Annotated in this window: 18 protein-coding genes; 11 read left to right on the forward strand and 7 right to left on the reverse strand. The window is 64.8% G+C overall.

What is annotated here, in order from left to right; genetic code table 11:
- Positions 1-57 precede the first annotated feature (57 nt).
- The 6 genes from Q2T94_RS12355 (at position 58) to Q2T94_RS12380 (ending at position 7,416) form a co-directional block, all read left to right on the forward strand.
- On the forward strand, positions 58-2,436 hold the full coding sequence (locus tag Q2T94_RS12355) for a Tex family protein (RefSeq protein ID WP_302264688.1): 2,379 nt from the start codon (positions 58-60) through the stop codon (positions 2,434-2,436).
- Between the two features lie 172 nt (positions 2,437-2,608).
- Positions 2,609-3,004 carry a hypothetical protein gene (locus Q2T94_RS12360; RefSeq protein ID WP_302264689.1) on the forward strand — a complete coding sequence of 132 codons (396 nt, stop codon included), beginning with the start codon at positions 2,609-2,611 and terminating at the stop codon, positions 3,002-3,004.
- Positions 3,005-3,149: 145 nt separating this feature from the next.
- Positions 3,150-3,638 (forward strand): ferritin, encoded by a 489-nt coding sequence (locus Q2T94_RS12365; RefSeq protein ID WP_264270076.1) that lies wholly within the window; start codon positions 3,150-3,152, stop codon positions 3,636-3,638.
- A gap of 297 nt (positions 3,639-3,935) precedes the next feature.
- On the forward strand, positions 3,936-4,886 hold the full coding sequence (locus Q2T94_RS12370) for an SH3 domain-containing protein (RefSeq protein WP_302264690.1): 951 nt from the start codon (positions 3,936-3,938) through the stop codon (positions 4,884-4,886).
- Positions 4,887-5,040: 154 nt separating this feature from the next.
- Complete coding sequence (locus tag Q2T94_RS12375; RefSeq protein ID WP_302264691.1) at positions 5,041-6,954, forward strand: SH3 domain-containing protein; 1,914 nt, start codon at positions 5,041-5,043, stop codon at positions 6,952-6,954.
- A 33-nt stretch (positions 6,955-6,987) separates the two neighbouring features.
- Positions 6,988-7,416 (forward strand): SH3 domain-containing protein, encoded by a 429-nt coding sequence (locus Q2T94_RS12380; protein WP_302264692.1) that lies wholly within the window; start codon positions 6,988-6,990, stop codon positions 7,414-7,416.
- A gap of 78 nt (positions 7,417-7,494) precedes the next feature.
- On the opposite strand, the gene Q2T94_RS12385 is transcribed toward Q2T94_RS12380, so the two are convergent.
- Complete coding sequence (locus Q2T94_RS12385; protein WP_302264693.1) at positions 7,495-8,718, reverse strand: AI-2E family transporter; 1,224 nt, start codon at positions 8,716-8,718, stop codon at positions 7,495-7,497.
- Positions 8,719-8,973: 255 nt separating this feature from the next.
- Between Q2T94_RS12385 and Q2T94_RS12390 the strand changes: the two genes are divergently transcribed.
- Positions 8,974-10,281, forward strand: coding sequence for an SH3 domain-containing protein (locus Q2T94_RS12390; RefSeq protein ID WP_302264694.1), 1,308 nt, complete (start codon positions 8,974-8,976; stop codon positions 10,279-10,281).
- Positions 10,282-10,398: 117 nt separating this feature from the next.
- Here Q2T94_RS12390 and Q2T94_RS12395 read toward each other — a convergent pair whose 3' ends face one another.
- The 4 genes from Q2T94_RS12395 to Q2T94_RS12410 all read right to left on the reverse strand — a co-directional run bounded on the left by Q2T94_RS12395 (position 10,399) and on the right by Q2T94_RS12410 (position 15,021).
- The gene (locus Q2T94_RS12395; protein ID WP_302264696.1) at positions 10,399-11,808 is read right to left on the reverse strand and encodes an NAD-dependent succinate-semialdehyde dehydrogenase; all 1,410 of its coding nucleotides are present in this window, start codon (positions 11,806-11,808) and stop codon (positions 10,399-10,401) included.
- A 215-nt stretch (positions 11,809-12,023) separates the two neighbouring features.
- A complete protein-coding gene (mgrA, locus tag Q2T94_RS12400) occupies positions 12,024-13,088 on the reverse strand; it encodes an L-glyceraldehyde 3-phosphate reductase (RefSeq protein ID WP_302266417.1) in 1,065 nt (354 codons plus the stop codon).
- A 318-nt stretch (positions 13,089-13,406) separates the two neighbouring features.
- Positions 13,407-13,553, reverse strand: a complete 147-nt coding sequence (locus Q2T94_RS12405) for a hypothetical protein (RefSeq protein ID WP_264270071.1) — start codon at positions 13,551-13,553, stop codon at positions 13,407-13,409.
- A gap of 280 nt (positions 13,554-13,833) precedes the next feature.
- Complete coding sequence (locus Q2T94_RS12410; RefSeq protein WP_302264697.1) at positions 13,834-15,021, reverse strand: acetyl-CoA C-acyltransferase; 1,188 nt, start codon at positions 15,019-15,021, stop codon at positions 13,834-13,836.
- A gap of 52 nt (positions 15,022-15,073) precedes the next feature.
- Between Q2T94_RS12410 and Q2T94_RS12415 the strand changes: the two genes are divergently transcribed.
- The gene (locus Q2T94_RS12415; protein WP_264270069.1) at positions 15,074-15,865 is read left to right on the forward strand and encodes an alpha/beta fold hydrolase; all 792 of its coding nucleotides are present in this window, start codon (positions 15,074-15,076) and stop codon (positions 15,863-15,865) included.
- A 61-nt stretch (positions 15,866-15,926) separates the two neighbouring features.
- Here Q2T94_RS12415 and Q2T94_RS12420 read toward each other — a convergent pair whose 3' ends face one another.
- The gene (locus Q2T94_RS12420; protein WP_264270068.1) at positions 15,927-16,454 is read right to left on the reverse strand and encodes a universal stress protein; all 528 of its coding nucleotides are present in this window, start codon (positions 16,452-16,454) and stop codon (positions 15,927-15,929) included.
- Positions 16,455-16,612: 158 nt separating this feature from the next.
- On the opposite strand from Q2T94_RS12420, the gene Q2T94_RS12425 reads away from it, so the two are divergent.
- Genes Q2T94_RS12425 through hrpB form a run of 3 tightly spaced genes read left to right on the forward strand, consistent with a single transcriptional unit; the run spans position 16,613 to position 20,818 of the window.
- Positions 16,613-17,395: an ABC transporter ATP-binding protein gene (locus tag Q2T94_RS12425; RefSeq protein WP_302264701.1), complete on the forward strand. Its 783-nt coding sequence runs from the start codon at positions 16,613-16,615 to the stop codon at positions 17,393-17,395.
- Positions 17,392-18,126: an ABC transporter permease gene (locus Q2T94_RS12430; RefSeq protein ID WP_302264705.1), complete on the forward strand. Its 735-nt coding sequence runs from the start codon at positions 17,392-17,394 to the stop codon at positions 18,124-18,126. Before Q2T94_RS12425 ends, Q2T94_RS12430 begins: the two co-directional genes overlap by 4 nt.
- Before the next feature lie 40 nt (positions 18,127-18,166).
- Positions 18,167-20,818, forward strand: coding sequence for an ATP-dependent helicase HrpB (hrpB, locus tag Q2T94_RS12435; RefSeq protein WP_367281541.1), 2,652 nt, complete (start codon positions 18,167-18,169; stop codon positions 20,816-20,818).
- Between the two features lie 90 nt (positions 20,819-20,908).
- Here the strand turns inward: hrpB and Q2T94_RS12440 are convergent, their stop codons facing one another.
- The gene (locus Q2T94_RS12440; protein WP_302264709.1) at positions 20,909-21,739 is read right to left on the reverse strand and encodes an SDR family NAD(P)-dependent oxidoreductase; all 831 of its coding nucleotides are present in this window, start codon (positions 21,737-21,739) and stop codon (positions 20,909-20,911) included.
- Positions 21,740-21,863 lie beyond the last annotated feature (124 nt).

Here is a 21,863-nt window from a genome sequence, read left to right on the forward strand (position 1 = left end):
CCGGTCGGTGTCCGCGGGCAGTGCTACGGATGCGGCAAACTAGTGTGGGTGAGCCAGATGCGAATAATCCAGACCATTGCCGCCGAGTTAACTTCCGGGGGTGCTTCGGTTGCCGACTGGCAGGTGAAGGCCGCCGTCGAATTGCTCGATGCCGGATCGACCGTCCCCTTCATTGCCCGATACCGCAAGGAAGCCACCGGAACCCTGGACGACACCCAGCTGCGCCTGCTTGAGGAGCGGCTGCGCTACCTGCGTGAATTGGAGGACCGCCGGGAAGCGATCCTGAAGGCCATCGAGGAGCAGGGGAAACTCACCGACGAGCTGCGGGCCGCCATCATGGCCGCCGGCACCAAGGCCGAATTGGAGGACCTGTATCTGCCTTACAAGTCCAAGCGCCGCACCCGCGCCCAGATCGCCCGCGAGGCCGGACTCGAGCCGCTGGCCGACTCGCTGATCCGCGATCCCGCCCAGGATCCCGAAGCGTTGGCAGCCACCTTCCTAAACCCCGAGCACGAGGTCAATGCGGCATCCGATGCCCTGGCCGGTGCCCGGGCCATTCTCACCGAACGTGCCTCGCAGGACGCGGTGCTTGTGTCCGAATTGCGCGAACGGCTGTGGACACGAGGGAAGATCTCGTCCAAGATCGCATCCGGCGCCCCTGCCGCGGATGCCTCGAAGTTCTCCGACTACGAAGACTTCGTGCAGCCCGTTGCCACCCAGCCCTCGCACCGCATCCTCGCGCTGCTGCGCGGGGAACGCGAGGGTGCGCTGAGCCTGGAGCTGGCCGAGGCCGACCCGCGCGACGAGGCGGCGCTCACCGAGGCGCGGGCCGGATATGAGGCCGCCGTCGCCCGTTCGCTGGGCATCAAGGCCGCTGCCGATGCGCCGGCCGGCAAGTGGCTGGCACAAACCGTTCGCCTGGCCTGGCGCGGACGCCTGTTGGCACGGTTGGAGGCGGATCTGCGCACGCGGCTCTTCGAGGCCGCGGAGGAAGCCAGTGTCAAGGTCTTCGCCGCCAACCTGCGCGACGTGCTGCTGGCCGCCCCTGCCGGAAACCGGGCCGTGCTGGGGCTGGACCCCGGGTTGCGCACCGGGGTGAAGGTTGCCGTCGTCGACGCCACCGGCAAAGTGGTCGACATTGCCACCATCTACCCGCACGCCCCGGCCAACAAATGGGATGCCTCCGTGGCGACCCTGGTGGCACTGGCGACCAAGCACGGCACCGAACTGATTGCCGTGGGCAACGGGACCGCAAGCCGCGAGACCGACAAGCTGGCCGGCGAGGTCATCGCCAAGCTGACCAACAAGCCTGCCAAGGTCATCGTCTCCGAGGCCGGGGCATCGGTGTATTCGGCGTCGGCGCTGGCAAGCGCCGAGTTGCCGGACCTGGATGTCTCCATCCGAGGTGCGGTGTCCATTGCCCGCCGACTGCAGGATCCGCTGGCCGAACTGGTGAAGATCGAACCCAAGTCAATCGGCGTGGGCCAGTATCAGCACGATTTGACCCCGGCCAAGCTTGACCGCTCCCTGGATGCCGTGGTCGAGGACTGCGTCAACGCCGTCGGCGTGGATGTGAACACCGCATCCCCGGCGCTGCTGGCCCGGGTGGCCGGAGTCGGTTCGTTGCTGAGCCGCAACATCGTCGAACACCGCAATGCGAACGGCCCTTTCACCACCCGCCGGTCCCTGTTGAAGGTTCCGCGCCTGGGAGCCAAGGCCTTTGAGCAATGTGCCGGATTCCTGCGCATCACCGGCGGCAAGCAGCCGCTGGATGCCTCCGCCGTGCACCCCGAGGCGTACGGGCTGGCCGAAACCCTGCTGGCAGCCGCCGACGCCGGCAACCAGTCGGTGGCCACCCTGAATGCCGCAGACTTTGTCACCGAGCAATTCGGCCTGCCCACGGTCAAGGACGTGATCGCCGAACTGGTGCGGCCTGCCCGTGACCCGCGCCCGGACTTCAAGACCGCTAACCTCAAGGAAGGCGTGGAAAAGATCGGCGACCTGCAAGTCGGCATGATCCTGGAAGGCACCGTTTCCAATGTGGCAGCCTTCGGTGCTTTCGTTGACGTGGGAGTCCACCAAGACGGACTGGTCCATGTCTCGGCGATGAGCAACAAGTTTATTTCCGATCCACGCGAAGTCGTCACATCGGGCCAGGTTGTCAAGGTCAAGGTGCTGGAGGTCGACCCGGAACGCAAGCGCATCTCGCTTACCCTGCGCCTGGATGACGAGCCCGGGGCCAAAGCCGAGCGGACGGACCGGGCACCGCGAGGCAACGGGCAGCGCAACGAACAGCGGGGCCAACGCCCGGCACGCGGCGGCGAGGGAAACCAGCGCGGCGGCAAACCGCAACAGCACCGGCCGGCCAGCGCCCCCGGGTCGAACGCAAACACCGCCATGGCCGAGGCCCTGCGCCGCGCCGGCTTGAGCAGCTAGCACCGGCCCACCGCGCCACGGCATCCGGTGGCGGCCCCGAATGGTCCGCCACCGGAAACCCGGCGCGTTGCCACGGATATCGGGCCACGCGAAAGGTGGCGTACCGTTGTCTGCGATGCCCCACGCTCCGGAGGGGCATTCCGGCCGCGAAACACACTGAGAGAAGCCCGCAATGGATGGCGAAACACTGAGCGAATTGATCATGACGGTATTCATGGTGCTGCTCATGGTTGCCATGGCCTACATGATCAAAGCCGCGGCCACCGGACAAATCAGGCGTAATGCCTGGATCGGGATCCGCACCGCAGCCCTGACCCACTGCGACAAGTGCTGGCTGCTGGGCCATCACGCGGCGGCGAACAAGAGCACCATAGGCTGTTGGCTGGCCGCAGTGATCATGGCAGCCGGAGGCCTCCTCTCAACATTGGTGACGCTACCTGGCTTTGTCCATCCCGCAGCCCTGATGGCGGGGCTGGCCGTCATGCTGGTCGGCCTGTTTCTTGGGGTGCGCGACGGCCACCGGGCGGCTGCCAAGATCCATGCCGGGCAGCGCATCGTTTCCTCTTAAACCCGTCGAGACCAAGGCATGCGAACCAAGGTGAGCATCACCTTGGTAGCCCTTCGCCGGTACGAAATGCATGACATATTTAGCCCGAGGTAAGTACGGCCATACTTCGGTGACAAGCCCCCGCGGAGCGCGTAGCGTGTGTGCCATGGAACTTACAGGAAAGCTTGCCGACGCATTCAACGACCAGATCACCCTGGAACTCCAGGCCTCAACGGTGTACCGCCAGTTGGCCATCGAAATGGATGTCCTGAGCCTGCCCGGCATCGCCGCATGGTTCCGTGCACAGTCCGCCGAGGAACTGGTACACGCGGAGAAGTTCATCGCCCACATGACCAACCGTGGAGCACACCCGGCGATCGGCGCCATCGGTGCCCCCGGGCTGAACGTGGTAACGGTTGACGGTGCTTTCCAGGCCTCCCTTGACCACGAGAAGAAGGTCTCCGAATCCATCCGGGACCTCTACCGCCTGGCCCACAACGAGGGCGACATCGACTCGGTGCCGATGCTGACCTGGTTCATCGAGGAACAGGTCGAAGAGGAAGCCACCGTCGGTGAAATCCTGGACCGCGTGAAGATGATCAACAACGATGGCAACGGCCTGCTTCGCCTGGACAGCGAACTGGCTGCACGCTAGAAACCATCGTCGCGGAGTTGCCCGTGGCGAAGATGTGATCAAGGCCCCCGGTCCGCGACTGGGGGCCTTGACCGTGTGTGCAATAACATGGGGTAAGGCATGTCCAGGTGCCGCGCCTCGATACGTGGTTGTTCGTGAACGATCCTGGCGAACCGTGACGCCGTGCAAGACGTTGCTCCATGCATTCCATTCCCAGGTCAACCACTTGTTCAGTGAGGTCATAACCGTGTTTCACGTCCGTGCACGTATGGCATTGACCAACCCCGGATCGGGCGCTTTCGGGTGGAGACTGTCCGCATGAAGAAACTCGACTTCGCACGCACCGAGCCGATTTCCGCCCCGGTGGAAGCCTCGGGACCCACGCACCGGACCTCCGCGGAACTCAAGCTGCGCAAAGGGGCTGGCCGGCATTACGCGGTCCAGTACCTGATTCCCCAGAGCACCCCGGTCTACCTGCTTCGAGTCAGCGGGCTATGGGCCAGCGTGCAGCACGGACAGACCTTTGGCTGGCTCCCGGCCCAATGTCTCGAACGACTCGAAGCGCCCCGGCAGCCCCCGCAGGTTCCCGTACGTCCGGTCGCCGGCCAGCTGCCGGAAAATCCCGCATCGGTGGGCGGAGCCCCCAGCGCGCCGGAAGTGCCGGACGAAGACTTCATACCCACCCACCGCAGCACTGCCGACCTGAACCTGCGCAAGGGCTCTGGCACCAACTATCCGGTGCTGCGCGTGCTGGCGGCAAACATCCAGGTCCGGAAGGTTGACGAACTTGGCACCTGGGCCAAGATCTCCACCGGCAAGGACGTCGGCTGGGTTCCCAGCGCCTACCTGGCTCGCATCAACGTGAGCCGCCCCGCCACCGGCATACAGGCCATGGCACCAACCGAGTTCACGACCACCGTGCGCTTGAACGTCCGCAAGGACGCCGGCGACCGCTTCCCGATCCTGCGCATCATGCAGGCCGGAACCTTGGTGAAGGTCAACGGGAAACTAGGACCATGGCGAAGGATCATGCTGGATCAGGAAACCGGCTGGGTCCCGGCGAGCCAGCTCCAGTTGCGCTACGTGGTCTCGAAGACCCCCGTCACCATCACCGAGACCACGCTCTACCGGGGTGCCTCGGCAAACTACCGCGCCATCGCGCAGCTGGCTGTCGGCGAGCAACTGGAAGTCATTGCCAGCCGCGGACAATGGACCAAAGTCCGCGCTGGGCGGCTTGAAGGCTGGGTCCACAGTTCCCACTTGGGATGACACGGCCAATTTGCCGCGGCAGCTTCCTGCCACTTGGTGTCCTTATTGCCTAAAGTAAGGCTCTGGGGGTAGAAGAACTTGGTAATGTCCCCGCACACGCAACTATTGTGGATTCCTTGCGGGGCCACAACCGTTCAAAGGACGCGCCTTGACGATGGCCACACCGAAATACATTCGTGCCCTTTTCGCGGGGGTGTTGGCGGCAGGAATGGTTTTCACCGCGCTGCCGGCAACCTCCCAGGTCCGTGTCAACGCCGATTCCGGCAGCAAGGTCCGCGTCGGCAATTTCGCTTTGCCGCTTGACCCCGACACGTACCGAATGACCTCCCCGATGGGGCCGCGTTGCATGCCGGTGGTGGGAGGGTCGACCCACCACCTGGGTCAGGACATGGGCACAAGGGACAACGCCCCGATCTATGCGGTGGCCGCAGGCACCGTGCGCAAAGTCGTCAACGGCACCGGATCGACCTCAGGGCAAGTGGTGGTTACCCACCGCATCGACGGGGGAACCTACGAGTCGGCCTACATGCACATGTGGCCCAACGACGTCTTGGTCAAAACGGGCCAAAAGGTCGCGGCAGGACAAAAGATTGCCCTGGTGGGCTCCTCGGGGCCATCCACCGGCCCACACCTGCACCTGGAAATCTGGAAGGATCGCTTCTACTCCAGCGATTCGAACGTTCGCAACCCCCGTGCCTTCCTCAAGGACCGCGGGCTGGACCTGAACTCCCATGCCACCGCCACTTACGCAGAGTCGCTGAAGACTTGCACCTATTATGCGCGAGGCAAGGCCGAGCTCTTTGCCTCGGCTTCCGCCGACTCGAAGGTCCTGGCCAGGCCGAACCGCAACGCCCCTGTCAGCAGCAAACCCGGTGCCATCAACGGACTTCGTAACGGGTCCTTTGTCAAGGTCAAGTACGGCTCGGTTACCGGTTGGATGAACCGATTTGCCGTCACGCCCTATGAATTGGGGGCAGCACCCGAGGGGTCGATGACATCCACGGGAACCGTCACCAACGGTGTCCGGGTGCCCTTTGCCAAATACAGCAACCCCTATGGCTTGAACATGCGCTCCGGCGCGGCCACCTGGTACTCGAAGCTCCTGATGATTCCCGCCGGCACCACTTTCGAAGCCTATGAAAGCTCCGCTGGCTGGTTGCGCGTGAAGTACAAGGGAACCGAAGGCTGGGTATCGGCAAGCTTGGCGCGCAAGACCGCGTCCATCGACCAGACTAAACTACCCGCAACCCACGAAGTCCTTCGTGACCTCAAGCTGCGTTCCGGGGCCGGGACCACGTATCAGGAAACCCATCCTCTCAAGCGAGGCGCAAAAGTTGCGGTGCGCCAGGTACGGGGCGGCTGGTCCCAGATTCAATCCGGGAAGCACTCCGGATGGGTCAGCTCGGCGGACATGAAGAAAATCGGATCAGCGACGCCCCAGACGGCAAAGCCACCGGTAGCCAAGCCCACGCCAACCAAGGCAACGCATGAGACCACCGCGAATCTGAACATGCGCGCGGGGGCCGGCACCAACACCAAGATCGTCAAGGTCCTGCGCAGCGGAACCGACGTCATCGAACTCCGTCGCCAAGGCACCTGGAGCAATATCAAGGCCGGGAACGCCGCCGGATGGGTCAGCAACAAGTACCTGCGCGTCATCAAGCCTGCCGCAACGAAGCCGCCGGTGGTCCAGTCGGTGAAGAAGGCGACCTACACGTCCAAGGCGAAGGTCGTTGCGCGCAAGAGCGCGAGTGCGAAGGCCGCGGCGGTCGTGAGCATTCCTGCCAAGACGAACGTGACGGTGGATGCTAGGAGCGGTTCGTGGCTGCGTGTGAAGTATGCGGGCAAGACCGGGTGGGTTCCGGCGAACCAATTGTCCGCCTACAAGGCACCGGCCAAGCCGAGGCCGCCGGTGGTCCAGTCGGTGAAGAAGGCGACCTACACGTCCAAGGTGAAGGTCGTTGCGCGCAAGAGCGCGAGTGCGAAGGCCGCGGCGGTCGTGAGCATTCCTGCCAAGAAGAACGTGACGGTGGATGCGAAGAGCGGTTCGTGGCTGCGTGTGAAGTAAGCGGGCAAGACCGGGTGGGTTCCGGCGAACCAAGTGTCCGCCTACAAGGCACCGGCCAAGCCGAAGCCGCCGGTGGTCCAGTCGGTGAAGAAGACGACCTACACGTCCAAGGTGAAGGTCGTTGCGCGCAAGAGCGCGAGTGCGAAGGCCGCGGCGGTCGTGAGCATTCCTGCCAAGAAGAACGTGACGGTGGATGCTAAGAGCGGTTCGTGGCTGCGCGTGAAGTATGCGGGCAAGACCGGGTGGGTCCCGGCGAACCAATTGTCCGCCTACAAGGCACCGGCCAAGAGCAGGACAACCACCGTCCGGCTGAACCTGCGAACCGGAACAAACACATCAACACGATCGCTGTTGGTGATTCCGAAGGGCAAGAAGATCACGGTCAAGGCGACACGAGGAAGCTGGACACAGACCAGCTATTCAGGGAAAACGGGCTGGGTTAGCTCCAGGTACCTTCGCTAAGCCAGGCGCGACGCGTCGAATCCGGAAGAAGAATGGTCCGTGCAACCAGTCAGGACGGTTGCACGGACCATTGCCGTTTCAGCTACGGTTGTCGCTATTTTTCGGATTTTTCAGGGGGGACTGGGAACCTGCTGCGTGCATGGCATCCGCTTCGTGCGCCGATGCCGATACGTTTGATTCTGCATGCGCCAAGACCTGAGCTGCCGTGGGTTCCCCTGCGGATGCTTCCTTCTCCGGGTCGGCCCCGGGGTCAAGCTCCGGCAAATCCCGGTCGGCCCAGATTTTTACGATGCCCCAGGCAACAGCGGTCAGGGGTACGGCCAGCACTGCGCCCACCAATCCGCCCAACACCGTGCCTGCGGCCAATGACAGCAAGATCACCAACGCGTGCAGGTTCAGCGCGTGGGCCATGACCACAGGCTGCAGGAAGTTACCCTCCAGCTGGTTCACGACGATCACCGCTCCCAGAACAATCAGGGCAATCACGGGGCCGTTTGTCACCAAGGCAATCAAGGTGGCCAGGATTCCGGCGAAGGTGGCACCTATCAATGGAATGAAGGAGCTCATGAACACTACTACGCCCAGGGGAATGGCCAACGGAACCCGCAGGATGAGCAAGACAACGGTGATGGCGATGGCATCCACGGCTGCAACGGTGGCGGTTCCGCGCATGTAGCCGCCCAGCGTCTCTACGGTGCGCCCACCGGTGGACAGCCAACGGTGCATCTGGTGGTCTGGCATCCAAGAGAGGAAGAACGCCCAGATCCTGTCTCCGTCTTTCAGGAAGAAGAACAAGATCACCAGCAAGAGCGCCAGACCGGTGACGAAATTCCCGGCTGCAGAAAGGCCGCTCAGGGCACCAGCGCCAAATTGGGAACTCGTCAGGAAGCCCGTGACTTGGCTGACGGCTTGGTCAATCTGGTCCTCCGAGATGTTCCACGGCAACCGATTCAACATGCCCTGGAGCTTGTTGAATCCTTCGACGCCCCTGTCAACCAAGGTTTGCCACTCGGCAAGCACGGAATATACCAGGGCCGTACCGATGCCGCCGATCACGAGCAGTGAACCGAGGAACACGGTCCACGCTGCCAGTAGTGGGGACATGAACTTGCGCAATAGGCGCACCAATGGCCACAGTGCGCAGGAAAGAATTAGGGCAATCAGGATCGGCAGAGCGATAACGCTCAACCTGAGGAGGGTGTAGACGACTGCCCCGGCCAGGATCACCACCACCAGTAATTGGACCGAGCGCGTGGCAATACGGCCGAGCGGATCGATCCACATTCCAGACACGGTGTGCATCGGGGGCCTGGCGCTGGATACCTCGGCTTTTGAAGTCGCGGGTGGATCCTGTCGCGACTTTTTCTTGAAACCTAACTTCGCTGACATCCAGTGACTCCTCGCAATTGGCAACAGGTCCACTCTATGCAATGGCGCAGGGCGGATACCCGAAATAACCTCTTAGCAAAAAGGTTAGTCTAACAATGTACTAGTGGGCTTGGAGTGCCACTCATTCAACTCGCAAGAAATTAATTCCCCGGGGGATCAATGAAGCACATGACCACTACAGACGGTGCAATGCCCGTCAATCGCGCAGGGACGGCACTGCTGCTGGGCACGGCGATTGCCCTTGCTCTCGCCGCCCTGAACCCGGTGCAGGCACAGGCGGCCCCGCAGGCGGTGCCGCATGTCGCGGCGGCGCAGACCGGTCCATCCGCATACATCGCGCAACCCGAAAGCATGTTTCGCGCAGGAGTCGCGAGGGTATTGCAAACCACCGCGAACCTGAACCTGCGCGCACCGCCTTCCACATCGGGCAAGAAGCTGAAGGTCGTGCCCAAGGGCACGCGGTTGACGGTGACGGCAACCAGATCCGGATGGAGCCAGGTACGCCATGCCGGACAGACAGGTTGGGTTTCCAGCACCTACCTACGCTCCATTCCCAAGGCCGTGAAACAAGGCGACCTCGGCAAGACCACTGCCCGGCTGACGTTGCGGCAAAAGGCAAGCACCGCATCCAAAGCGCTGGCCACTGTGCCCAAGGGCGGCATCTACGCCGTCAAGAAGGTCTCCGGCGGACATGCCCAGATCACCAGCCGGGGAAAATCAGGGTGGATCCAAGGAAAACACCTCAAGATCGTCGCCAAAAAACCCGGTCGGGAAATCTACATCGACCAGAAGTACACGTCCAACCGTGCGGGTCTCACCGACAGGTATTGGACAAAGGTCTCCGGTGGCGACCTCTATGAAAGCGTGAACGGGAAAAAGCGCATCGGTGACATCCCCCGGAATTCCGTGGTGTACCGGGACATGAAGATGGAAAAAACCGCCGGATCGGTCAAGGGCTGGATCTTCGTGCGGACGCAGGGGATGAGCGGATGGATGAAAACCAGCCAGCTTGCCCGCACCTCGACCGCCTCTACGAAACCAAAGAAGTATTCGGCTAGGCAAGTCCTGGCGCAGAAGAACGGCAGGGTCCCCGAGAAGATGCTCGTGGCGATCCCGTGGGACAAGGAAAAGACGCTCATTGCCGCGCCGGCCCTCAAGGACCTGAACCGACTCAACGCAGCGTTCAAGAAAAAGTTCGGACGCAATCTCGATGTCGACCTGGCATACCGGACTCGTGCCACGCAGGACGCGTACTGGGTGGAGTTGGGTCCGTACGTCGCGGCACGTCCGGGAACCTCCAACCACGGTTGGGGGACGGCCATCGATGTGCCCGAAACCTATGACTATTCCTTCCGAGGCAAGTACTACAAATGGCTGAAGGCGAACTCCAAGAAGTACAACTGGGTGCACCGAAAGATCCTGGAGGAGGGATCGCCCTACGCCGAGGCCTGGCACTTCGACTACGTGGGGCGCTGACCACCACGGGGGAGTGCTCCACGGGGCCGACCCCGGGTTAATTGAGAAGGCCGCAGTCCGCATCCATCGTCACGATGAATGCGGACTGCGGCCTTGGCGTTTAAGCGAGCGTGGAAGTCAGTCGGCCACGTAGAACAGGCGCTTGTTGACGAACTCTTCCATGCCCAGCGGTCCCAGTTCCCGGCCGAAGCCCGAACGCTTCACTCCGCCAAAGGGCATCTCGGCTCCCTCGGCGCTCGGCGCATTCACGTTGGCCATTCCCGAGTTCAGACCGGCGGCTACCTTGGCCGCGCGAGCCGGATCGGTGGAGAACACCGCGCCGCCCAGACCGTACTGGGTGTCATTGGCCATGGCAAGTGCTTCCTCGTCGGAGGAGACCTTGTAGACAACGGCCACCGGGCCGAACAGCTCCTCGTAGTAGGCACGCATCTCCTTGGTGATTCCCGAGAGCACGGTCGGGGCCAGGTAGGCGCCTGGGCCCTCGTGCAGCGTGCCGCCGGCATGCAGGGTTGCGCCCTTGTCGATGGCGTCCTTCACCTGCTCGGCCAGGGCCTCGGCGGCACCCCGGGTGGAAAGGGGACCGAAGGTGCCCTCGAGCTCGGCCGCCGGATCGCCCGGGGCCAGGCCGTCGGCCAGCTTGGTCAGCTCACCCACGAAGTCGTCGAAGATATCCTCCATGACGATCATGCGCTTGTTGGAGTTGCAGGCCTGGCCGGTGTTCTCCATGCGGGTGGCCCAGGCAGTGGCGGCGTCGCCCGCGACATCGTTCGAATCGAGGATGACGTACGGGTCCGAGCCGCCAAGTTCCAGCACTGCCTTCTTCAGGTTGCGTCCGGCCTGCTCACCGATGATGGCACCGGCACGCTCGGAACCGGTCAGCGAAACGCCCTGGATGCGCGGGTCTTCGATGATCGTGGAGATCTGCCCGTGGGAGGCGAAGACGTTGTTGTACACGCCTGCAGGAACGCCCGCGTCATCCATGATCTGCGCGATGGCCAGTGCCGAACGCGGGCAGGTCTCGGCGTGCTTGAGCACGATGGTGTTCCCCAGCATCAGGTTGGGAGCGGCAAAGCGGGCGACCTGGTAGTACGGGTAGTTCCACGGCATGATGCCCAGCAGGGGGCCGACCGGGAGGCGCTGGATGACGGCCTTGCCGCCGCCGATGTTCTTGATTTCCGTATCCGCGGCGAGCGTGGGCCCCTCGGTGGCGAAGTACTCGAAGATGTCCTTGCAGAACTCGGCCTCGCCCTTGGACTCGGAGAGGGGCTTGCCCATTTCCTGCGTGATGATCGCAGCGAGCTCGTCGGCGCGTTCGGCGAAGAGCTCGCCCACGCGTGCAACGATCTTGGCGCGTTCATTGATGTCGACGTTCTTCCACTGCTGGTAACCGGAATCGGCCGCCGCGATGGCGTCCTGGATCTCGGCGTCGGTGGCCGTGGGGAATTCCTCGACCACCTCGCCGGTGGCGGGGTTGAGGACTCGGTAGCCGGTGGAGGTCGACGTCTGGGCGTTGGCGGTCACAGCCATGCTCCTTCTGGTAGTCACTGGGCGGCGGGGATCTTCATCGCGCCACGTACCTGTCCATCATGTCCCGAAAACGACGATTTGTGAAGCCCGTCACGCATGGTTGGCGACCATATCCGCCGTGAGTGAACTAGCTGACTTCGGTATTCGTCGTTAACGGAGCAAAACCCTGCGAAATTCGAATATCGCAGGGTTTTGCTCCGTGTGCTCCGGCTGGCTTAGCTGGTGGCCGCCGTGCGCCAGCGGTCTATGTCGGCATCGCCAGCGGCGATCTTGTCGATCAGGTCCAGTTCCCCGGTGCTGAAGGTGGTGTTGCCCAGGGCGCCGAGGTTTTCATCAAGCTGCGCAGTCGAGGAGGCGCCGAGCAGCACTGAGCTCACTCCGCCGTCGCGCAACAACCAGGCGATGGCCAGCTGGGCCAGGGACTGGCCGCGGGACTCGGCGACCCGGGCCAGATCGCGGGCCTTCCCGAGATTTTCCTCGGTCAGGTGCCCGTCCAGCGTTGTCCGTCCACCGGACGGAATCGCCGAATCATTCTTGAGGTACTTGCCGGTCAGCAGGCCCTGGGCCAGCGGGGTGAAGGCGATGGACCCCATGCCGTGTTCGGCCAAGGTCTCGAGCAGGCCGTCCTCGACCCAGCGATTGAGCATCGAATAGGACGGCTGGTGGATCACCAGCGGTGTGCCCATCTCCTTGGCGACGCGCGCCGCCTCCGCGGTGCGTTCGGGGGAGTAAGAGGAGATCCCGACGTATAGCGCCTTCCCCTGGCGCACCAAGGTGTCAAGCGCGCCGATGGTTTCCTCGATGGGGGTGTCGGGGTCAGGGCGGTGCGAGTAGAAGATGTCCACATAGTCCAGGCCCATGCGCTTGAGCGACTCGTCGGCCGAGGCCATGATGTACTTGCGCGAGCCCAGGGTGCCGTACGGACCCGGCCACATGTCCCAGCCGGCCTTCGAGGAAATGATCAGCTCGTTGCGATAGGCCTTGAAGTCGGTGCGCAACATGCGGCCGAAGTTCTCCTCTGCCGAGCCGTAGGGCGGACCGTAGTTGTTGGCCAGGTCGAAGTGCGTGATTCCTCGGTCAAGGGCATGGCGAAGCACTTCGCGCTGGGTGTCGTAGGGGCGGTTGTCGCCAAAGTTCCACCACAGGCCCAGGGAAATCGGGGGGAGAACCAACCCCGAGTTCCCCACCCGGCGGTAGCCGGTCGATTCGTAGCGGTCCGGGGCGGCAACGTAGGGTGCGTGCGTTTCAGGGACGGGGGCGTACCGGAGCTCTTCGGCCATGGTGGTGATGTTCTCCTGGAAATTGGGGATGAAATCTCGCGGAAGCTGCATCGGCTCCCTCTTATCCATTCTTGTCGCAAGGTGCCGCAAACGTCCACGGCATCGGGAGCTGGGCGCGGCGCGGTTCGGGGGGAATCTGGCAGTGCAATGCGTTCCCGTGTGCCCGGCAGTTAAAAGCGAAGAACCGGCCGTGACGGCTAAGGAGGTGAAACTCCGCCGCGACCGGTTCTTCTGATCACTCGCACCTTGAGAAGGTAGCTTCAGCGTATTTGGAGTAACTGGGTGATTGCTGGTGATTTGTCGATAGTCGGCCGTGAGTCAGTAGTTGGAGGGTGGATCCGAGGCCGGAAACGATTCGTCTTCCCATTCCTCGACCAGCGCTTCGTCGTGCGCGCTGGCCACATGCTCTGGTTCTGCGGCAGTTTCTTCTTCTACCTCTTCGTCGCCGGTTGGTTGTTCAGTCATCTCGCGTACTCCTTGATCCGTAGAACGTGTCTCCCCGAACTTGCGGCGCCCGGTACCTTCAGTTTGGTCCGAAGTGCCGGAGTTGTCGAGGGCGGTGGCTTCCAGGGGTCGTGGTTGCGGACATCCTGCATTAAATGGTTGAGCACCGATCGGAAGGCTAGGGGGAATTTGCCTTGTGCCCGACCGGTGCTCTCATCACTCGCACCTCCATGAGGTGATTAAGACTCTAGGGAAGCAACCTTTGCACCAGCTGTATACCGCCGGGTAACAACATGTGAAATCAGCGTCGCAGGATCAGGGCATCACCCTGGCCGCCGCCTCCACACAGGGATACCACCCCCGTGCCGGAACCGCGCCGCGCCAGTTCCATGGCCTGGTGCAGGACCAGTCGCGCGCCGGAAGCACCCACGGGATGCCCCAGCGCAATGGCCCCGCCTTCCAGGTTGATCTTGGCGGGATCCACGCCGAGGTCTTTCGCCGATTGCAGGACAACCGACGCGAAGGCCTCATTGATTTCAATCAGGTCCAGCTCCGCGACTCCCATTCCCTCCTTGGCCAGGGCGGCGAGAATCGATGTGCTGGGCTGGGAATGCAATTGTCCGTCCGGGCCGGCCGTCTGTCCGTGGGCGCCGATCTCGCAGTGCCATGTCAGGCCTGCCCGACGGGCGGCGCCCTTGGAGGCAACCACCACGGCTGCGGCACCGTCCGAAAGCGGCGAGGAAGAACCCGCCGTAATGGTGGCGGCGGGGTCGGTGGAGAAAGCCGGACGCAGTGCGGCAAGCTGTTCTTCCGTGGTGTCAGCGCGAACGCCCTCGTCGGTGGAAACGATGATCTCGCCCCCGCGCCGCTGCGGGATGGCCACTGGCGCGATCTCGGCATCGAGGTGCGCGCGCGCAGCCGCAGCGCGCTGGTGCGACCTGGCGGCAAAGGCGTCTTGGGCGGCGCGCGAAATCCCCAGCTTGGCAGTGCCGCTCTCGGTGGCCGAGCCCATCAGCTCGCCGCTGAACGGATCGGCCAACGCGTCGTGGTTCAGGGAATCCTCCAACGGCCGGTCGCCGATGGCCAACGGTGTGCGCATGCCGCGGACCAGGTGCGGGGCATTGGACATCGACTCCTGTCCGGCGGCGACGATGAAATCGGCCTCGCCGGCGCGGATCATGCGGGCTGCGTCGATGACGGCGGTGAGCCCCGACAGGCAGAGCTTGTTGATCGTCACCGTGGGGACCTCCCAGCCGATGCCGGCCTTCAGCGCGGCCTGGCGGGCCGGGCCCTGGCCGGTGCCCGCCAGGATGACCTGGCCCATGATGACGTGGTTGACCTGGGCGGCCTGCACCCCGCTGCGCTCCAGTGCCGAGGAAATTGCGTGGGCGCCTAGCTCGGTGGCTGACAACGCGGAGACGGCCCCGCGGAACTTTCCAAAGGGCGTACGTGCACCCCCGACAATCACGGGAGTCAGGTCGTCATTCATGGTGTTTCCTTTGCTTGGGAAAAGACCGGTCCGGTGCCATAAGCTCAGTATCATGCCCCATGCAGTGAACCCGGTTGATGCCCAGACTATCTACTTTGACGCCAGCGACACAGGGGCCCCACCGGTCCTGCTGCTGCACGGCTCCGCACTTTCCCGCTCCATCTGGCGCGGCCTGGGATACGTGAAGGCGCTGGAACCCGAGTTCGACACCATCCGCATGGACCTGCGCGGCCACGGACGATCGGGAAAACCCCACGACCCGGCCGCCTACGCCATGGACCTGGTGCTGGAGGACGTCAAGGCGGTGCTGGCTGCGACCGGACACGAGTCAATCCACCTCGTGGGATATTCATTCGGATCGCGCGTTGGCCTGTCGCTGGCCATCAAGCATCCATCCATGGTCCGCTCCCTGACCATGCTCGGCGGCACCCACGCCATTGAGGCACAGCACATCAGCACGCTCTTCTTCGACGGCTACCTCGAGGCACTGAAAACAGGTGACATGGACGCCTTCATTGACGGCATGGAAGCCGGCGGCGGGAAACTGGACCCCGCGACCCGTTATGCCTTTGCCTCGAATGACGCACTGGCACTGGCCGCGTACTTCGAGGCCACCGAGTCCGGCAGCGCGGTCAGCGAAACCCTGCTCCACCAACTGGCGACGCCGACCCTGCTGATGACCGGTACCCGGGATGTGCCACGCATTGATCATTCCCGGGTCATGGCCTCGGTCATGCCCCATGCCCGGCTGGTGGCGCTGGAGGGACGCAGCCACGGCGGAACACTCTATCCGCCACAGCCGATCCTGGAGCAGTTGCTGCCGTTCCTGCGCTCACATTCCTGAAGGGTGTGATTCCCCGGGCTGACAACCCGGAACCTGCCGCTCCCGGTGGCCGGATGCCCGATCACGGTAGATAAGGGGTGGCCGGCGGGTCAGGCACGATCGATGGCGGAACCACCAACACCGGAAGCTGCCGACGCGACAGAACCCGGGCAAGCGTTGAGGCACTGAACCTCGAACCGGAGAACGCGCGGCGCTTTCCACGGGGCGAGCCGACCACCAGATATGACGAACCCAGCTCCACGGCGAAGTCGCCAAGTGCGCCGGCCGCCTCGCCCACCAGGATGCGCAGGGTCCAAGGCATGGGGTAGGAGGCCAGGGTCTCGCCGAGCCGTTGTTGCAGGTCCTCGATCACTTCCGCCCCGAGTTCCTCTCGCTCATCCCGGTGCAGGGCATCAAAGTCGATGCTCGCCTTGACGTTCCATTCGGTCATGTCCAGGCCGGTGAGTGCATAGGCACACACCAGATCCTGACGGAGGACCGAAGCGAGGCGGGCCGCGGTTTCCAAGACCTCGGGATGCTGCCCCGGGAACACGCCCACGAGCACCGGCGAGTCAGAACGAAGGGGACGGGACCCCTCTGGATCGCGCATGGTGCACTCCTGTGGGTCCTAGCTGGGATCGGGTCGGGTGCCTGTCTTGCTTCAAGTATGCCCGGGGCGCTTCACCTTTCGATAGGGGGCTGGTGCCGCCACCGGCATCTGGCCCCGGCCCCTTGACCGAAAATGACACAGGGACAAGACTCGGGAATATGGAGGAACAGGCGGCGGCTATCTCGATCACCGGATTGAAAGTCATGCGCGGGAAGAACCTCGTCTTGCCCGGCCTTGACCTGCTGGTCCCGCGCGGCGAGGTGGTCGGGCTGCTAGGTCCCAGCGGCTGCGGGAAGTCCACCTTAATGCGCTCGATCGTGGGCACCCAGATCATTTCCGGCGGAGTGGTGAGGGTGCTCGGGGACACCGCCGGGTCCGAAAAGCTGCGCCATCGCGTCGGCTACATGACGCAGGAATCCAGCATCTACGACGACCTGCCGGTGGGCGCGAACCTGTCCTACTTCGCCAAGATCGTCGGTGCCCCGCCCGCCCAGGTTGCCGAAGTCATCGAGCGCACCGACCTGGGATCGGTGGTCAAGTCCATGGCGGCCGACCTCTCCGGCGGACAACGCAGCCGCCTCTCCCTGGCCATCGCCCTTTTGGGAACGCCCGAATTGCTGGTCCTGGACGAGCCCACCGTCGGGCTGGACCCGGTGCTTCGCGTGGCATTGTGGGAACTGTTTGCAGAACTTGCGGCCGAGGGTGTCACGCTGTTGGTCTCCAGCCACGTGATGGACGAAGCCACCCGGTGTGACCGCCTGATCCTGATGCGCGAGGGCGGGATCATCGCCCAGGAAACGCCCGCTGGCCTGCTGGCGCGCACCGGAACCACCAACGCCGAGGACGCCTTCCTGGCGCTGATCCGCGACACACGGGAATCAGGGGCACCAGGCTCCGAACCCCATGCTCCCAAGCACCGCGCCACGGGAGGGACCCCATGAGCATCCCGCGCATCCTGGCCACCACCGCTCGCGTGCTGAACCAGGTGCGCCACGACCACCGCACCCTGGCACTTTTGCTGTTGGTCCCCGCACTGTTGGTCGGCCTGGTCGCCTGGATCTTCACCGACACCCCGGTCTTCGGGAGGATCGGCCCGGCGATGATCGCGCTCTTCCCCTTCATCGTGATGTTCCTGGTCACCTCCATCGCCACGCTCCGGGAGCGGCGCAGTGGCACCCTGGAACGCCTGCTGTCCCTGCCGCTGGGCAAGGCCGACTTCATCCTGGGCTACGCGCTGGCCTTCGGGCTGCTGGCTATCGTGCAGACGGGGATCGCCGTGGGCTTTGCCGTGTGGGTCTGCGGTCTGGAGGTTGCCGGCAGCCTGGGGCTGCTCTTCGCCGTGGCCATCGCCGACGCGTTGCTGGGGACCTCGCTGGGGCTTCTTGCCAGCGCCTTTGCCCGCAGCGAATTCCAGGTCGTGCAGTTCATGCCGGCCTTCGTCTTCCCGCAGGTCCTGCTGGGCGGGATATTCCTGCCGCGTGGCGAACTGCCCGAGGTCCTGGAGGGCATCGGGGACTGGCTGCCGCTGAGCCACGCCATCGATGCGCTGAACGCGGTGGCCAGGGACGACCAGGACGCCGGCTACATCTGGCTGCGGATCGGGTTCGTTGCCGCGTGGATCCTGGCCGCCATCGTGGTGGGGTCGATGACGCTGCGCCGCCGCACCGCCTGAGAGCGGCAAGGGGGGACGGCAACACTGGATAATGAGGCGGGTGAGTACGCAGCGGAACGGCCGGGACAAGCCCCGGCAGGACAATGACTTCGACCTGGCTGCCATCGGGCGGGGGCTGGTCTTTGCCCAATCCCTGCCGGAGCTTGCCAGTACAATCGAGGCCGGCGGGGCATCCGGAACCGCCGTCATCCAGGCCCCGCCCGGCACCGGCAAGACCACGCTTGTCCCGCCCCTGGTGGCCAACCTGGTTCGGGCCCGCAACGGGGGAGAAGCACGCATCCTGGTCACCCAGCCGCGCCGGGTCGCTGCCCGCTCCGCGGCCCGGCGCTTGGCATCCCTCGACGGCAGCTCACTGGGCGGCCGCGTGGGATTCACCGTGCGCGGGGAAAACCACGCCGGCCCGGACACCCTGATCGAGTTCGTGACCCCGGGAATCCTGCTGCGCCGGCTGCTGGCCGACCCGGGGCTGGAATCCATTGACGCGGTCGTCATCGACGAGGTGCACGAGCGCGGGCTGGAAACCGACTTGCTGCTGGGCATGTTGCGCGAGGTCCACGAACTGCGCGGGGACCTGGTGCTCGTGGCCATGTCCGCGACCCTCGATGCCCCGCGCTTTGCCCAATTGCTGGGTGATGCCTCGGGTGCGGGCAGTGCCCCGGTCATCGACTGCCCTGCGGCGCTGCACGAGCTGGAAACCCGGTGGGTGCCGGCCGCCGCTCCCCGGCTGACCGACCGCGGGGTCTCGCGCACCTTCCTCACCCACGTGGCAACAACCGCCGCTGCCGCCCATGCCGAGGCGCTGACGCGGGACAAGTCCCTCGACGCGCTGGTGTTTGTTCCCGGTGCCTGGGAAGTGGCCGATGTCGCCGCGCAGCTCCGCACCCGCGCGCCGGGCACCGAGGTGCTGGAGTTGCATGGGCAGGTCGTTCCCGCCCTGCAGGACCGTGCCGTCTCGGGGCGCGAACCCGGGGGAGGGCCCCGCATCATCGTCTCCACCTCGCTGGCCGAGTCCTCGCTCACGGTTCCCGGGGTCCGGCTGGTCATCGACTCGGGCCTGGCCCGGGAGCCGCGCCGGGATGCGGCCCGGGGGATGAGCGGACTTGTCACGGTCTCCGCCTCGCGGGCCGCCGGCATCCAGCGGGCCGGCCGCGCCGCACGCCAGGGGCCGGGCACCGTGGTGCGCTGCTTTGCCGAAAAGAGCTTTGCGGCGGCCCCTGCACATCCGCGGGCCGAGATCACCGTTGCCGACCTCACCTCCGCGGCCCTGGTGCTGGCCTGCTGGGGCGCGCCGGGCGGTGCCGGGATGCACCTGCCCGAGCCCCCGCCTGCATCAAGCCTTGAGGCCGCAACCACGGTGCTGTCCCAGCTCGGCGCGATCGACGAGGCCGGGCACGCCACCGCACTGGGCCGCCGCCTGGCCCTGATTCCGGCCGACCCCCGGCTGGGCCGTGCCTTGCTCGACGGCGCCCCGCGGCTCGGGGCCGGAAACGTCGCACACATCGTTGCCTTGCTGGCCGGGGACTACCGCGCCCAGGCCGCCGACCTCGGCGCGCTGCTGGCGGCCCTGCGCAACGGCAGACACCCGCAGTCCGCCACCTGGAAGCGCGAATGCTCGCGCCTGGAACGGATCGCCGGCCGGGAAGCCCAGGCGCAGCGGCCGCCAGGCACAGCGACGATGCCTTCCTCCGGCACCGAGCTTGGCCTGGTAACAGCCCTTGCCTATCCGGGACAGGTTGCCCGTCGCGTGGACAACGCCACCGGCACCACCTACCTGCTGGCCTCCGGCACCCGCGCGGGCCTGCCCGCCGGAAGCCCTTTGTCACACCACCAGTGGCTGGCGGTCGCCGAGGTGGCACGGGCCGCCGGCCGCGACGCGGCAGGCACCGGCGCGTTGATCCGCGCCGCAGCGCCACTCGACGAGGGCACCGCACTGCTCGCTGCGGCCCACCTGGAAACCGAGACCGTCAACACGGTCTTTGCCAGCGGCAAGCTCTCCGCCCGCAAGGAGCACCGACTCGGGGCCATCGTCCTTTCCAGCACCCCCATGACCCCCACTCGTGCCCAGGGCCGCGCCGCGGTGCTGGACGCCTTGCGCGAGCGCGGGCTCGGCATGCTGAAATTCTCCCCCGCGGCGCAACTGCTGCGCAGTCGGCTGGGAATGTTGCACCGTGAACTCGGGGACCCCTGGCCGGCCATGGACGAGGACTCCCTGCTGGCGGCCGCCGAGAACTGGCTGGCCCCGGAACTCGAGGCGCTCGCCGGAGGGAAGTCCCCGGGTTCCCTGGACCTGGTGGATCCGCTGCGTCGCCTGCTGCCTTGGCCCGAGGCCACCGCCATGGATGAGTTGGTCCCCGAACGCCTCACGGTGCCCAGCGGATCCAGGATCCGCATTGACTACCCGGGAATCGACGAGCCGGAAGCCCCTCCGGTGGTGGCGGTGAAGTTGCAGGAATGCTTCGGACTTGCCACCTCCCCGGCGCTGGTGCGCGGCCGGGTCCTGGTGCTCTTCCACCTGCTCTCCCCGGCTGGTCGACCGCTGGCGGTCACCGACGACCTGGCATCGTTCTGGTCAGGCCCCTACGCCCAGGTGCGCGCGGAAAACCGGGGCCGCTACCCCAAACACCCGTGGCCCGAGGACCCCTGGACCGCACCTGCCACCAAGCACGTCAAAAAGCGGATGGCCGGCGCTTAGGACAAGCGGTTCCGGCGTGGGGGCCGCCGGCGATAGGTTGCCCGTCGGGACGTTCCCGAAAAACCGCGATCGGCGCGGATGCCTGCGGTGTCACGCGATCCCCAGTAGTTTCCCGGACTGGTTCCACAGCGTCTCGGAAAGCGCATCGTCCTTGGCCTGGGGATTGGTCCGGGCCACCTTGCGACGGGAGAAGTATTCGCCCGAAGGCCACGTCCCGCCGCTGCCCTCGTCGGCCAGCCAGATGAGCGTGTCGGCACCCTTCCTGGGCGTTGCGAGTAACTTGGAGATCAGCCTGTTGCCGTAGATGCCCTCCATGGACGTGCCGGGGGAACGGGAGAATCCGGTGCTGACAATCCCGGGGTGGAACGACGCGGAGGCCAGGCCCTTGGAACCGAAACGGCGATGCAGTTCGCGGGTGAACATGATCTGTTCGAGTTTGGCGTTCCCGTAGGCTCTCTTGGGATCGTAGTATCGCTCGGCGTTCAGGTCGGAGAGGTCAACCCTGCCGTACAACCTATTCGCCACGCTGGAGGTGTTGATGACTGCTGCCCGCGAGGCAATGAGCCGGTCAAGAAGCAGCCGGGTCAGTAGAAATGGGGCAAGGTAGTTGACCTGGAAGGTCATTTCGAACCCGTCGCCGGTCGACTGGCGGGCCGGGGTAAAGATGCCGCCGGCGTTGTTCGCCAGTACGTCAATCCGCGGGTACTTCTGAAGCAGTTGCACCGCGAGACCCCGGACTTCATCGAGATCGGAGAAGTCGACGAGGAAGTGATCGGCCTGGATTTCCCGGGCAATGGCTGCGGTCCTTTCCCGGTTCCGGCCCACCACGACCATTTCGTGTCCCAGGCGGCTGAGCGCGCGTGCGGCTTCGGCACCGATCCCGTCGCTTGCGCCGGTGATGACGATCGTTTGACGACGCATGCGGATGCCTTTCGAAACAGCTGGCGGGACAACTCCTCCGTGAAGCCTACGCGGGCCGGGTCGGCGCAGATCGACCTCAACACGCAATACATGTGATGCGCAACGTGGGGCGGGCGGCTACGAG

This window comes from Paeniglutamicibacter sulfureus (assembly GCF_030512175.1).
Classification (GTDB): Bacteria; Actinomycetota; Actinomycetes; order Actinomycetales; family Micrococcaceae; genus Paeniglutamicibacter; species Paeniglutamicibacter sulfureus.

Excerpts from the sequence above, each read along its gene's own strand:
- Q2T94_RS12355 (WP_302264688.1), top strand. The coding sequence starts at position 58 with ATGCGAATAATCCAGACCATTGCCGCCGAGTTAACTTCCGGGGGTGCT.
- Q2T94_RS12360 (WP_302264689.1), top strand. The coding sequence starts at position 2,609 with ATGGATGGCGAAACACTGAGCGAATTGATCATGACGGTATTCATGGTG.
- Q2T94_RS12365 (WP_264270076.1), top strand. The coding sequence starts at position 3,150 with ATGGAACTTACAGGAAAGCTTGCCGACGCATTCAACGACCAGATCACC.
- Q2T94_RS12370 (WP_302264690.1), top strand. The coding sequence starts at position 3,936 with ATGAAGAAACTCGACTTCGCACGCACCGAGCCGATTTCCGCCCCGGTG.
- Q2T94_RS12375 (WP_302264691.1), top strand. The coding sequence starts at position 5,041 with ATGGCCACACCGAAATACATTCGTGCCCTTTTCGCGGGGGTGTTGGCG.
- Q2T94_RS12385 (WP_302264693.1), bottom strand. The coding sequence starts at position 8,718 with ATGCACACCGTGTCTGGAATGTGGATCGATCCGCTCGGCCGTATTGCC.
- Q2T94_RS12390 (WP_302264694.1), top strand. The coding sequence starts at position 8,974 with ATGACCACTACAGACGGTGCAATGCCCGTCAATCGCGCAGGGACGGCA.
- Q2T94_RS12395 (WP_302264696.1), bottom strand. The coding sequence starts at position 11,808 with ATGGCTGTGACCGCCAACGCCCAGACGTCGACCTCCACCGGCTACCGA.
- mgrA (WP_302266417.1), bottom strand. The coding sequence starts at position 13,088 with ATGGCCGAAGAGCTCCGGTACGCCCCCGTCCCTGAAACGCACGCACCC.
- Q2T94_RS12405 (WP_264270071.1), bottom strand. The coding sequence starts at position 13,553 with ATGACTGAACAACCAACCGGCGACGAAGAGGTAGAAGAAGAAACTGCC.
- Q2T94_RS12410 (WP_302264697.1), bottom strand. The coding sequence starts at position 15,021 with ATGAATGACGACCTGACTCCCGTGATTGTCGGGGGTGCACGTACGCCC.
- Q2T94_RS12415 (WP_264270069.1), top strand. The coding sequence starts at position 15,074 with ATGCCCCATGCAGTGAACCCGGTTGATGCCCAGACTATCTACTTTGAC.
- Q2T94_RS12420 (WP_264270068.1), bottom strand. The coding sequence starts at position 16,454 with ATGCGCGATCCAGAGGGGTCCCGTCCCCTTCGTTCTGACTCGCCGGTG.
- Q2T94_RS12425 (WP_302264701.1), top strand. The coding sequence starts at position 16,613 with ATGGAGGAACAGGCGGCGGCTATCTCGATCACCGGATTGAAAGTCATG.
- Q2T94_RS12430 (WP_302264705.1), top strand. The coding sequence starts at position 17,392 with ATGAGCATCCCGCGCATCCTGGCCACCACCGCTCGCGTGCTGAACCAG.
- Q2T94_RS12440 (WP_302264709.1), bottom strand. The coding sequence starts at position 21,739 with ATGCGTCGTCAAACGATCGTCATCACCGGCGCAAGCGACGGGATCGGT.